Origin of the sequence: Aliiglaciecola litoralis, from assembly GCF_039523355.1 — a bacterium.
In the GTDB taxonomy this organism is placed as follows: domain Bacteria; phylum Pseudomonadota; class Gammaproteobacteria; order Enterobacterales; family Alteromonadaceae; genus Aliiglaciecola; species Aliiglaciecola litoralis.
Window position 1 is genome coordinate 20,766 of record NZ_BAAAFD010000012.1, and the last position, 11,636, is coordinate 32,401.

The 11,636-nt window shown below is 44.0% G+C and carries 12 protein-coding genes; 7 read left to right on the forward strand and 5 right to left on the reverse strand.

Features of this window, described 5'->3' with window-relative positions:
* The first annotated feature begins 308 nt into the window (after nt 1-308).
* Nucleotides 309-2,363, forward strand: a complete 2,055-nt coding sequence (locus tag ABD036_RS16735) for a M13 family metallopeptidase (RefSeq protein ID WP_343862129.1) — start codon at nt 309-311, stop codon at nt 2,361-2,363.
* 81 nt (nt 2,364-2,444) lie between these two features.
* Here ABD036_RS16735 and dbpA read toward each other — a convergent pair whose 3' ends face one another.
* Genes dbpA through pyrC form a run of 5 tightly spaced genes read right to left on the reverse strand, consistent with a single transcriptional unit; the run spans nt 2,445 to nt 6,637 of the window.
* Nucleotides 2,445-3,821 (reverse strand): ATP-dependent RNA helicase DbpA, encoded by a 1,377-nt coding sequence (gene dbpA, locus ABD036_RS16740; RefSeq protein ID WP_343861998.1) that lies wholly within the window; start codon nt 3,819-3,821, stop codon nt 2,445-2,447.
* A 45-nt stretch (nt 3,822-3,866) separates the two neighbouring features.
* Complete coding sequence (locus ABD036_RS16745; RefSeq protein WP_343862000.1) at nt 3,867-4,556, reverse strand: crotonase/enoyl-CoA hydratase family protein; 690 nt, start codon at nt 4,554-4,556, stop codon at nt 3,867-3,869.
* Nucleotides 4,557-4,568: 12 nt separating this feature from the next.
* Nucleotides 4,569-5,387 (reverse strand): substrate-binding periplasmic protein, encoded by an 819-nt coding sequence (locus ABD036_RS16750; RefSeq protein ID WP_343862002.1) that lies wholly within the window; start codon nt 5,385-5,387, stop codon nt 4,569-4,571.
* Nucleotides 5,374-5,601: a hypothetical protein gene (locus tag ABD036_RS16755; RefSeq protein ID WP_343862003.1), complete on the reverse strand. Its 228-nt coding sequence runs from the start codon at nt 5,599-5,601 to the stop codon at nt 5,374-5,376. The genes ABD036_RS16750 and ABD036_RS16755 overlap by 14 nt, the downstream gene beginning before the upstream one ends.
* A 1-nt stretch (nt 5,602) precedes the next feature.
* Entirely contained in the window at nt 5,603-6,637 is a 1,035-nt protein-coding gene (pyrC, locus tag ABD036_RS16760) for a dihydroorotase (RefSeq protein ID WP_343862004.1), read from the reverse strand.
* A gap of 232 nt (nt 6,638-6,869) precedes the next feature.
* Here pyrC and ABD036_RS16765 point away from each other — a divergent pair, with 232 nt between their 5' ends.
* The 6 genes from ABD036_RS16765 (at nt 6,870) to ABD036_RS16790 (ending at nt 11,624) form a co-directional block, all read left to right on the forward strand.
* Nucleotides 6,870-8,621: a bifunctional lysophospholipid acyltransferase family protein/GNAT family N-acetyltransferase gene (locus ABD036_RS16765; RefSeq protein WP_343862006.1), complete on the forward strand. Its 1,752-nt coding sequence runs from the start codon at nt 6,870-6,872 to the stop codon at nt 8,619-8,621.
* Between the two features lie 148 nt (nt 8,622-8,769).
* Nucleotides 8,770-9,102: a metalloregulator ArsR/SmtB family transcription factor gene (locus tag ABD036_RS16770; protein ID WP_343862008.1), complete on the forward strand. Its 333-nt coding sequence runs from the start codon at nt 8,770-8,772 to the stop codon at nt 9,100-9,102.
* A 15-nt stretch (nt 9,103-9,117) separates the two neighbouring features.
* The gene (locus ABD036_RS16775; RefSeq protein ID WP_343862009.1) at nt 9,118-9,588 is read left to right on the forward strand and encodes an arsenate reductase ArsC; all 471 of its coding nucleotides are present in this window, start codon (nt 9,118-9,120) and stop codon (nt 9,586-9,588) included.
* Nucleotides 9,588-10,301 (forward strand): arsenical resistance protein ArsH, encoded by a 714-nt coding sequence (gene arsH / locus ABD036_RS16780; RefSeq protein WP_343862010.1) that lies wholly within the window; start codon nt 9,588-9,590, stop codon nt 10,299-10,301. Before ABD036_RS16775 ends, arsH begins: the two co-directional genes overlap by 1 nt.
* A 16-nt stretch (nt 10,302-10,317) precedes the next feature.
* Nucleotides 10,318-11,334, forward strand: coding sequence for an ACR3 family arsenite efflux transporter (arsB, locus tag ABD036_RS16785; protein ID WP_343862012.1), 1,017 nt, complete (start codon nt 10,318-10,320; stop codon nt 11,332-11,334).
* Nucleotides 11,335-11,408: 74 nt separating this feature from the next.
* Nucleotides 11,409-11,624, forward strand: coding sequence for a GDCCVxC domain-containing (seleno)protein (locus ABD036_RS16790; RefSeq protein ID WP_343862014.1), 216 nt, complete (start codon nt 11,409-11,411; stop codon nt 11,622-11,624).
* The last annotated feature ends 12 nt before the right edge of the window (nt 11,625-11,636 follow it).

Genomic DNA, 11,636 nt, shown 5'->3' on the forward strand with positions numbered 1-11,636 from the left:
AATGGCGGTTTAGGCACCGTGTTTTATAAGTAGTAGACAAACAACGTTTCGGGACGATACCTATTGACACAAGATTGCTACATAAATCAGTTAATTTCTAACTCCCGAAGCGAGTTTTTCGTTATTAAAACAGGCATACTAGGTTAGCAGCTAAAGCAGCTCCCTAGGTTAGCTTGCCTTTGCTTTAAGCCGCAAAGGCATATTCATGAATGAATTATTTGGTATTTGTTTTATCACAACATTGTGTTGCATTTACCAGTCAAAGTAACAAGCATGACAATCAAACCATGCTACAAATAGGTGTGTTAATGAAACGATATTTACTCCCCATCGCTGTCGCCGTCACTATGGCAGGCTGCTCGGAGCCTCAGCAAACAAGTGAAAAGCCAGCAGCAAAGGCGCAAACCCAACAGCTAGGCTCTGGGATCTCCTTGGATCATATTGACGAGTCGGTTAAACCCGGCGATGACTTTTTTCATTATGCGAATGGTAAGTGGTTAGATACAGTAAAAATACCAGACGATAAAGCCAGTTACGGTTCTTTTCAAATCCTGCGTGATGAAGCTCAAAAAGACGTCATGGACATTATTCGTAACTCTGCCGAAGGCGATTTTGCAGCAGGCAGTGACGAGCAAAAAGTCGGCGGGCTTTACAACGCCTATCTTAACATGGAACAACGTGACGAAATTGGTATTGCTCCTTTGCAGCCTGAGTTCGAAAAGATCGACAGCATCACCGACTATTCGCAATTGGCCAAACATTTCGCTTACGCTAACAAACACAGCTTTGGTGCACCGTTTGAAGTGGGTCAATATGTAGATTTTAAAGATCCTAATGCATATATGATTTTGACTTGGCAAGGCGGGATTGGCCTACCGGAGCGTGAATACTATTTCAAACAAGACGACACTTCTGTCGATATTCGTAAAAAATACGAAGCTCATATTGCCCGCATGTTTTCACTCGCAGGCTTGGAAAATGGCGAAAAGCACGCGAAAACTATCATGGATTTGGAAACTCAAATCGCGCAGCATCACATGAAGAAAGAGCAAACTCGTGACATGGTCGCGCTTTATAATAGCATTCCTGTATCTGAGCTTAGCGAGTTGATGCCTAACTTTGATTGGCCAACGATGCTTAAAGAAGCGCAGTTAGACGAAGTAGAAAATTTGGTTGTCACTCAACTGGACTTCATGAAAAACGTTGATCAGATCATTGCCAACACCGATCTTGAAACATGGAAAGTATATTTGAAATGGGGCCTGATCAACCGCGCATCGACCTTACTGACCAGTGAACTTGATCAAGCGAACTTCGATTTTTATAGCAAAGTCATTTATGGCGTAGAAGAGCAACGTCCGATGTGGCGCCGTGGGGTTAATCTGGTCAATCAACATTTAGGCGAAGTCATTGCAAAGGTGTATGTCAAAGAGCACTTTTCTCCTCAAGCTAAGGAACGCATGTTGGCGTTGGTGAATAATCTACTCAAAGCATACGAGATGAGTATTAAAGATTTAGATTGGATGTCTGAGGATACTAAAAAAGAAGCCTTGGATAAGCTCTCTAAATTCACGCCCAAAATTGGATATCCCGACCAATGGAAAGATTATTCTGGCTTAACCATTGTGGAAAACGACTTATTTGGCAACGTAAAGCGCTCTAATGAGTTGCAATATCAACAGATGCTAGATAAGCAGAAAGGTCCAGTACAAAAACACGAATGGGCGATGACGCCGCAAACGGTGAATGCATACTACAACCCTCCGATGAATGAGATTGTATTCCCAGCGGCAATATTACAACCGCCATTTTTCAACATGGACGCTGAAGACGCCGTAAATTATGGTGGTATTGGTGCTGTTATTGGTCACGAAATTGGACATGGTTTTGATGACGCAGGCAGTACCTTTGACGGTGACGGAGTTCTGCGTAATTGGTGGACTGACAAAGATAAAGCTGAGTTTACTAATCGAACCAAGCAACTGATCAGCCAGTATGACCAATTTGAAGCCCTAGAAGGCGTAAATGTGAATGGCGAATTCACCTTGGGTGAGAACATTGGTGATCTGGGCGGTATCAGTATTGCCCTGAAAGCCTATGAGCTGTCGCTAGAAGGCAAAGAATCACCTGTGTTAGATGGATTTACCGGTACTCAACGCGTATTCCTTGGCTTTGGCCAAGTATGGGCGAACAAATATCGCGAAGAAACGCTACGCAACCTGATTGATACAAATCCACACTCGCCGAGTCAATTCAGAGCGAATGGTTCGGTTAGAAATGTCCCAGAGTTTTATGAAGCATTCGATGTGAAAGAAACCGATGCCTTGTATTTGCCGCCGCAAGAGCGGGTAAAAATCTGGTAATTGTTTTAGTGATCAAAAAAGAGCGCTTAAGCGCTCTTTTTTTTGCTTTTAAAAACGCCGCTAAAACAGCTTTGTAATCATCTAAGGTAATCTACGAGCTCTAAATTTGCGCCCTTTCATCTTGCCCTCATTAAACTGCTTGAGACTGCGTTTAACGCTACGCAGCTTAACTGCCACATAACTATGGGTCGCGGTAACATTTATTTTGCCAATGTCTTCTGCGGGTACGTCAGCGTCTTTGGTTAGCGCGCCTAAGATGTCACCAGGTCGCAGTTTGGCTTTTTTGCCGCCATCGATGCAAATGGTTTGCACCGTAGGCTGAACAATGCGGTTAGCGTGAAAGCGCACCGACTGGATCCCTTTCCATTCAATTTTGCTTTGCTGGTAATCTTCAATCGCGTTAGCGCGAGCCATTTCATTAGGGGCACACAAGGTTAAAGCCAGACCTTCTGCATCAGCTCGACCGGTACGCCCAATACGATGAATATGTACTTCAGGGTCAGGCGTGATCTGGTAATTGATCACAGCGCCGATTTCTTTTACATCTAACCCACGGGAAGCGACATCGGTGGCGATCAATACTGAAATGCTTTTGTTGGCGAAAAGCACCAACACCTGATTACGGTCCCGCTGTTCCAAGTCGCCATGCAACGCAGACACTGAAAAACCCATTTCGGTCAAATCTTCCAACAATTCCTGACATGCAACTTTGGTATTGCAAAAAACGATTGCTGAATCGGGTTGATATTCGGTTAACAACGCCGCCGTTGCTTTACTGCGATGGGCTTCTTCTACTTCAAAAAACAGCTGCTTTATCTTAGTGGTATTGTGCGTGGCTTCAACGCTGACTTCGATAGGATTACGCTGCACTTTCAAGCTGACTTGCTTTATCTGATCAGGGTAAGTCGCCGAAAACAACAAAGTTTGTCGGTCGCTAGGAGAAGCTTTTATCACCGCCTCCATTTCATCTTCAAAACCCATATCTAACATGCGATCGGCTTCATCCAAGACGAGGGTGTTTACTTCGCGTAAGTTAAGTCGGCGCTTAAACAAATGATCCATAATTCGACCCGGCGTACCAACGATGATATGAGCACCATGGGATAAAGAACCAATTTGTGGCCCCATTGGTGTGCCGCCGCAAAGCGTCAACACTTTCATGTTATCAATCATCCGACCAACCCGACGAATTTCTTCGGCAACCTGTTCTGCCAGCTCACGAGTTGGGCACATTACCAATGCTTGGATACGAAAGCGATCGACGTCCAAGCGGTTGAGTAACCCCAATGCAAAGGCCACTGTTTTTCCGCTGCCGGTTTTTGCTTTTGCGAGGACGTCTTTACCCGCCAGAATTTTGGGTAAACTCTGCTCTTGGATTTCAGTCATGGATTCGAATCCCAGCGTTTCCAAGTTTTTTATCAGTTCAGGTTTTAACTGGAGTTCCGAAAATTGGCTCAATAGTTGTTCTCACTTATCAAAGTTTATATTGTTTATTTGGCGCTATTACAGCGAGCCGCCGCGGTCTTTTTGAATGCATTCATCTAAAGTATCCAATAACCCCTGACGCGCTTTTAATTTTGTCTGGCGGTGAGCCGTCATATTAAGTGATGACATGGCTTTGGCCACTTTATGCACGGTTTTTTCAAATTTCTTCGGTTTAACCACCAAATCTAAAAAGCCTGCATCAAGTGCATATTTCGGACTGAATATTTCTGCATTGATCACTGAGCGATTAAAGTACACAGATTGCAAGCGGCCTCTGGCCAATTCAATGCCGGCATTATGCATCGTCATACCTATTGCAACTTCGTTTAGTCCGATTTTAAATTCGCCTTTCAAGCCAATACGATAGTCCACGCTGAGCAGTAAAAAAGCGCCTTTAGCAACAGCGTGACCAGTACAAGCTGCGATAACAGGCGTTGGAAATGACAATAAACGTCGTGAAAGGGTTGAGCCTTTCTCCACAAGCTCCATTGCCGATTCCATACTGTTTTTCATTATTGACAAGTCATAGCCAGCGGAAAAAATCCCTTCTTTACCAGCCAACACGACGACTTTTTTATCTTCTTCAGCTTTATCTAAACACAAATTAAGTTGGTCAATCACCTCATGCGAAATGGCATTCGCTTTGCCATTGTCGATAGCGATAACGGCGTAAGCCTCTTTTGCTCGGTAAGAAACAAGTTTAGTCATTGTAGGTTCCAATTATTGTTGCCATAAGTTCATCACTCCATTGTCCATATGCATGGCAATGGGTTGTGATTGATAGATGTCTAGCCATTTCGCAACTGTGTCATTAAATTGCGACGACTGTTTAAATTCCTCAGCTGCCTTAGTCAAGGTGTCCACTAAAACCGGGTTAGATTCCACCTTTGACATAGTTAGGTAACTGACTATTTTTCGGTACATAAACACGCGTTTCAATGCGTTGCAATCTTTGCCAAGGGTTGTGCAAAAATAGCTCATACCTGGGTCAGAAAAAAATATCGCCGCACTTTTACCACTGGTGACACTTTCAATCGCTTGGCTCCAAGTCGCAAATGCGTGGATTGCAGGATACTTTGCTTGTATTAAAATTTTATGACGTGCGTCATTTTCTAACACTGCGATGCTAGGTAAAGCGGATAGTTGACTCAAGCCAGAGAATTGGTCTTTTTCACCAATAGCTGAAAACACTGAGTAAACGTTCGCCGTTAATGGCGTGATCCAGTGGTATCTGTCTTCTCGTTCAGGTGTGCGAGCCAACGCGAATGCCAAAACATTGGATTTGCTTCGCGCCTCTAATTCTACCCTCTGCCAAGGTGCCGCTAAAATACGCTGATTGATACCAGCAACATGCGTTATACCGTAAATCACATCTATCAGATAACCGTCCATCTGCCGTTTATCATTGACCATCACAAAAGGCGGTTCTGGATTCGTTAAAATCCAAAAATCTTCAGCGTCTTGGGCATGTGTATATGTGCTAACTGTTACCAGGTAAAGCCAAACAGCGGCGCGAAACAGTAGACTACTTTTTAACATAATGCGCTCTAACGTTTAGTGATGCATTTGCGCCATCATAGCTGTTTTGGCGAGTGAGCAACATAGTTAACCACACCATCGATACTGAAAAGACATGAACACAGTCTAGAATAGTGTCGATAAAGATCAATAAAGCCATTGTTAACCCTCGACCAGGCCGATTAAAAAGCTCAAGCGGACCAACTCGAAGATAGAGTAGCTTAGCTGCAGACATTTTAGTCTGCAATTTTCCAATGCACGGCTTGACCGGCATAAAAAGGAACAATAGGTTTGCCATTGGATAACTGAATAGATTCAGGCACTGTCCATGTCTGCTTTACAAGCGTGACTTGGGTATTATTGCGTGGCAGACCATAAAAATCCGCACCATGGAAACTAGCAAAGCCTTCTAATTTGTCCAAGGCGCCAAGCTCCTCGAACACGTGAGTATAGAGTTCAAGTGCACTCCAAGCACTATAACAACCGGCACAACCGCACGCAGACTCTTTGCGTTCTTGCTCATGTGGTGCAGAGTCAGTACCTAAAAAGAACTTACTCGAACCACTCGCCACAGCCTGACGTAACGCTTGTTGATGTGTGCTGCGTTTTAACACTGGCAAGCAATAGTTGTGCGGACGTATCCCACCGACCAAGAGATCATTGCGATTCAGTAATAAATGTTGCGGAGTAATAGTAGCCGCGACATGCTCTGCACTGCCGGTTACAAAGTCGGCCGCATCCTTTGTGGTAATGTGCTCGAAGACGATTTTTAAATCCGTAAAGGTTTGCACTATTTTACTCAAGAATCTGTCTATGAAGGCTTTTTCACGATCAAATATATCGATGTGGGCTTCAGTCACCTCACCATGGATTAACAGCAACATGCCTTGCTTCGACATTTCTTCAAAAACAGGATACAAACCTTCAATTCCCTCGACTGCCGCGTCAGAGTTTGTTGTAGCTCCTGCAGGGTAAAGCTTGGCGGCAATTACGCCAGCCGCTTTTGCATCAATAATATCTTGTTTACTGGTAGTGTTGGTTAAGTACAACACCATCAATGGCTCAAAATCACTGTCTTGCGGTCTGGCTGCTAGAATTCTGGCCTTGTAATCCATTGCCATTTTCGCCGTAGTCACTGGGGGCACCAAATTTGGCATCACGATGGCGCGCTTAAAACAACGAGCCGTTGCCGGAACCGTTTCATTTAGCATGTCATGATCGCGAAAATGTAAATGCCAATCGTCGGGCGCGGTGATTGTGATTGTTTTCATTTGGAGCCTTTATGTCTTGTTAGTAATAAAAATGCTGTTAACGCGGTCTAGTCCTAAGATTCTCATGTAAACGCAAAAATTCAATTGAAGGTGCAGCACAATATTCCTGCACTTTACCAAGGAATAGACGCTATTATGCCTTAATTCCTATCAAAATGATGTTTTGCTTTCTAATAATAGTGCTTGTTCAGAGTGATTTTAATTTAAATTTGTGAGGTTAACATCGCCGTCTATGTCGTCTTCCATCAGTCTTGTTAATCTGCTGCCCACGGAGAAACGATCTCCTCACTTGAAATTAGCCTTGCGATTACTTGATCGCATCCTTGGCGTCGCCAAGATGGACCAAATCTATCGCCGTCATGATATGCAAGGATTGAGTAAAGAGAAATTTGCTCGCACGTTGCTCGATGTGATGAACATTGAAGTTATAGGCGACACAGAGCTTAAACAAAAAATCCCAGCAAACGGACCTATCGTCATCGCCAGCAATCATCCCTATGGTGGTATTGAGGGTGTGATATTGTGTTTATTGATTGGGGAAATCAGATCCGATTTAAAAGTGTTGGCGAATCAAGGCCTTAAATTATTTCCCGAATTAAATGACTACTTTATCTTCACCAACCCGCTGTCTGAAAAAGATCCGAAAAACACCCCATCCATCCGCGCTAGTTTGCAGCACGTGAAACAAGGTGGTGCGATACTGTTGTTTCCCGCAGGGCGGGTATCTTACTATCAACAGGACAAACAGCGGATCAGCGAGCACGATTGGAATCGCCTCGTAGGTAGATTGATAAGTACTGCGAGCGCACAGTTCATTCCCGTATTTATCAGCGGCAAAAACAGTCCATTGTTCTATACCATGGGCAGACTTTATTATCGATTACGCCTGTTTATGCTGGCCAGAGAACTACTCAATAAGCGAGATACTGAAGTACGCATATCCTGTGGCACGCCGGTGCTATCGAATAATTATACGGTCTTTGACTCTCAGCATCATGCGGCCCTTTGTAGAGTGCAGAGTTATTGTCAAGATCCTGCTTGGCAACGTCATTGGCCTGCAACGCCTAAGCAACACCCTAGCGCCATAGCAGATCGACCCGATTGGCAAGATATTCAACAAGAGTTAGAGGCCCTACCCGCTAAGCAATGCTTATTAGTGCATAAAGATTTCAAGGTATACTACGGCTATCAACAGCAACTACCGACCACGGTTTTCGAAATTGCACGACTTCGAGAGTGTGTATTTCGACAACACGATGAAGGCAGTGGACAGGCCGTAGATACCGATGGATTTGACGCCAGTTATACCCAATTATTCGTTGTGAATACCAAACAACAGCAAATTATTGGTGCATATCGAATGGGCCGCACCGATATTCTGGTGAAAGACGGGGATCTGTCGCAACTTTACCTTGCTCGTATGTTCAAATTTGGCGCGCAGTTTCTCAATCAAACACAACCGTGCCTAGAAATGGGCCGTTCATTTTTGATCCCCGAATATCAACGAAGTTATCAAGGCCTGTATCTACTTTGGCGTGGTATCGGCGCTTTTGTATGCCAATTTCCTCATTATCGCACCCTTTACGGAACAGTGTCGTTAAGCAAGTTATACACGCCCCTGAGTGTCGCTCTGATAAAACACGCCTTAGTCACACCGACCCAAAGCGTCCTTCCTTATACCGAATTTGATTTTGCCTTACATCCTGAGCTTGAGGACTATGCTAAACAATTTGGTTTAGCAGGCGATTTGTCCGCCTTGCTGGCCTGTGTCGAAGCAGATGGTAAAGATATTCCTATACTAGCCAAGCATTATCAAAAGCTCGGTGCTCAATTCCACGCTCTGGGCATTGACACAAATTTCAACGATACGCCAGGATTGCTGCTCAGCGTTGATTTGCCAAAAGCATCAGAAAGATTGCTGAAATTGTACTTAGGAGACGGCTACCGAGATTATATCCAAGGCGATGAAAACAGCATAAGTTGAATAAACTTTGCTCCATTTGTAAGTAAACTGAACTGAAGGATAATAAGCGCCCCTCAAGAACACTATGAAGTAGCTATGTAAAATTTGATTGACCTTTTCACTATTACATGCGAAATTTCACATATGTTTTATTTCACATGTGATGATTATGGATCCTTGTACTTTTTTTAAATGTTTAGCGGATGATACGCGTCTTAAATCATTGCTATTGATTGCTAAAACGGATGAAGCCTGTGTTTGTGATCTGATGCAAGCACTGGAGCTTGATCAGCCTAAAACGTCTCGTCACTTAGCGCAATTACGCAAATGTGACATTCTCATCGATGAACGGCGTGGAAAATGGGTTTTTTACAAGCTTAATCCCGCCCTTCCTCAGTGGGCCAAAGATGTGATAGTCAAGGCTGCCGAGAATAACAGTGAATATTTCCGTCCTGCATTACAAAAATTGATCAAGTCCCGATCATCACTCTCTTGTTGCTAAAAAAGGCCTCAAAGCATGAAAATTCTTTATATATGTACACATAACAGATGCCGAAGTATTTTATCTGAAGCCATCACCAACCAAATTGCTAGCGGTATCATAGAGGCTAGAAGCGCGGGTAGCCAACCTGCTGGTGTGGTTCACCCGCTGTCTCTTAAGTATCTGGAGCAATGCGGATATGCAATTCAAGGTTTGCAAAGTCAGTCTTGGGATGACTTCGCAAACTTTCATCCCGATGTCGTGGTTACAGTCTGTGATTCTGCCGCCGGTGAGACATGCCCCCTGTACTTCAACGACAGCTTAACAGTACATTGGGGCTTAAAAGACCCATCCAAAGTAGATGGTAGTGAGGCGCAAATCGAGCAAGCATTTTTGGCCTGCATTAGCGAAATAGTAAGTCGAGTAGAGCAACTAAAGAGCCTTGCAGCAAAAGACTTAGACCGAGCAGACCTCAAAGTTGCGTTAGCCGCAATTGGAGCCCATTGATGGACAATCACCAGTTAAACCTCCCTAATGTCGAGGGCGATTGTTTACAGCTACCAAGTGCTCAGCACATGACGCTTTCAACGTCAGCACACAAACCACGTATTTTGTTGTTATACGGTTCGTTAAGAGAGCGCTCTTTCAGTCGTCTAGCAATTGAAGAAAGCGCACGTTTGTTGAATGCCTTTGGCGCTGAAACCCGGATATTCAATCCACAAGGTTTACCACAACCTGATACTGAAGATGAATGTCATCCAAAAGTAAAAGAACTGCGAGAACTGATGATTTGGTCTGAAGGCCAAGTATGGTGTTCACCTGAACGTCATGGTGCCATGACCAGTATTCTTAAAAGCCAAATTGACTGGGTGCCCTTAAACTTAGGTGGTGTGCGCCCAACTCAAGGAAAAACATTGGCCATTATGCAAGTTTGTGGTGGCTCTCAGTCTTTCAATGCGGTCAATCAAATGCGTATCTTAGGCCGCTGGATGAGAATGGTGACTATTCCAAATCAGTCGTCGGTTGCCAAAGCATTTTTAGAATTTGATGAGGATGGTCGCATGAAGCCGTCCCCTTATTACAATCGTATCGTTGATGTGATGGAAGAGTTGATGAAATTCACATTGTTGTTGCGTGATAATAAAGACTATTTCGTTGACCGTTATTCTGAGCGAGTTGAGAGTGCGGAACAGGTCAGTCTTCGAGTAAATCAAAAGTAATATTAAGGAAACGATTATGGGGTTGTTTGAACGTTATCTTTCGGTTTGGGTGGGGCTTGCCATTATTATCGGGATCATTGCTGGCACATTACTACCGGATGCATTTAGCATGATTGCGCAGCTGGAATTTGCACACGTCAATATTGTTATAGCTGTCCTCATTTGGCTGATGATTTACCCAATGATGGTACAAATCGATTTTTCATCGATAAAAGATGTGGGTAAAAAGCCTAAAGGATTAGCCTTAACTTTAGTAATTAATTGGTTAGTTAAGCCTTTCACCATGGCATTTTTAGGCTGGCTATTTTTTAAAATATTGTTTGCCGATTGGGTAGATCCAGAAACAGCCACAGAATATATCGCCGGCATGATCTTACTCGGCGTGGCGCCTTGTACTGCGATGGTCTTTGTCTGGAGTCAATTAACCAAAGGCGATGCCAACTATACTTTGGTCCAAGTCTCTATTAATGACGTGATCATGGTGTTTGCATTTGCCCCGATTGCTGGACTTCTACTTGGTATTACGGATATCACAGTACCTTGGGATACCTTGTTATTGTCGGTAGTATTGTACGTACTGGTCCCCCTATTAGCAGGTGCAATAACCCGTAAAAAGCTCGACAACGGAAATGACCACTCAAAAATAGATGCATTTCTTGGCGCTATGAAGCCATGGTCAATAATTGGATTACTTGCCACTGTTGCCCTGTTATTTGGCTTTCAAGCCGACACCATTTTATCTAAACCCGAAGCGATTGTGCTTATTGCGATCCCGTTGCTGATCCAAACTTACGGTATTTTTGCCATTGCTTATTGGTTGGCGAAGCGGATGAAACTACCCCACAATGTAGCCGCGCCAGCTTGCATGATTGGCACATCTAACTTTTTTGAGTTAGCGGTTGCGGTAGCAATTTCGCTATTTGGTTTACACTCAGGTGCGGCCCTGGCGACCGTCGTTGGGGTGTTAGTGGAAGTGCCTGTCATGCTGTCTTTGGTGTGGTTTGCTAATCGCACAAGACATTGGTTTGCATAGGCTTCAGCAGGTTATTGATGCGCAGCCGTGTTAGCTGCGTATCAATAATCAAAAAAGCCTAAGGTGTAAATCGCATGTCAAACGTTGAACTTACTTCGTCCATTACCTGTCCGCTTTGCCAACACAGTCAGTTAGAAACGATGCCCACCAATGCCTGCCAATTTTTCTATCAGTGCAGTTCATGTAAAGCGCTGCTTAAACCTCAGCAAGGTGATTGCTGTGTATATTGCTCATATGGCACGGTAAAATGCCCACCAATCCAACAAGGTAATAGCTGTTGCAGTGATTAACGTCTTCATTAA

What these genes read in the sequence shown, in the direction of transcription:
- ABD036_RS16735 (WP_343862129.1), top strand. Translation starts at nt 309, where the DNA reads ATGAAACGATATTTACTCCCCATCGCTGTCGCCGTCACTATGGCAGGC.
- ABD036_RS16745 (WP_343862000.1), bottom strand. Translation starts at nt 4,556, where the DNA reads ATGACTAAACTTGTTTCTTACCGAGCAAAAGAGGCTTACGCCGTTATC.
- ABD036_RS16750 (WP_343862002.1), bottom strand. Translation starts at nt 5,387, where the DNA reads ATGTTAAAAAGTAGTCTACTGTTTCGCGCCGCTGTTTGGCTTTACCTG.
- ABD036_RS16755 (WP_343862003.1), bottom strand. Translation starts at nt 5,601, where the DNA reads ATGTCTGCAGCTAAGCTACTCTATCTTCGAGTTGGTCCGCTTGAGCTT.
- pyrC (WP_343862004.1), bottom strand. Translation starts at nt 6,637, where the DNA reads ATGAAAACAATCACAATCACCGCGCCCGACGATTGGCATTTACATTTT.
- ABD036_RS16765 (WP_343862006.1), top strand. Translation starts at nt 6,870, where the DNA reads ATGTCGTCTTCCATCAGTCTTGTTAATCTGCTGCCCACGGAGAAACGA.
- ABD036_RS16770 (WP_343862008.1), top strand. Translation starts at nt 8,770, where the DNA reads ATGGATCCTTGTACTTTTTTTAAATGTTTAGCGGATGATACGCGTCTT.
- ABD036_RS16775 (WP_343862009.1), top strand. Translation starts at nt 9,118, where the DNA reads ATGAAAATTCTTTATATATGTACACATAACAGATGCCGAAGTATTTTA.
- arsH (WP_343862010.1), top strand. Translation starts at nt 9,588, where the DNA reads ATGGACAATCACCAGTTAAACCTCCCTAATGTCGAGGGCGATTGTTTA.
- arsB (WP_343862012.1), top strand. Translation starts at nt 10,318, where the DNA reads ATGGGGTTGTTTGAACGTTATCTTTCGGTTTGGGTGGGGCTTGCCATT.
- ABD036_RS16790 (WP_343862014.1), top strand. Translation starts at nt 11,409, where the DNA reads ATGTCAAACGTTGAACTTACTTCGTCCATTACCTGTCCGCTTTGCCAA.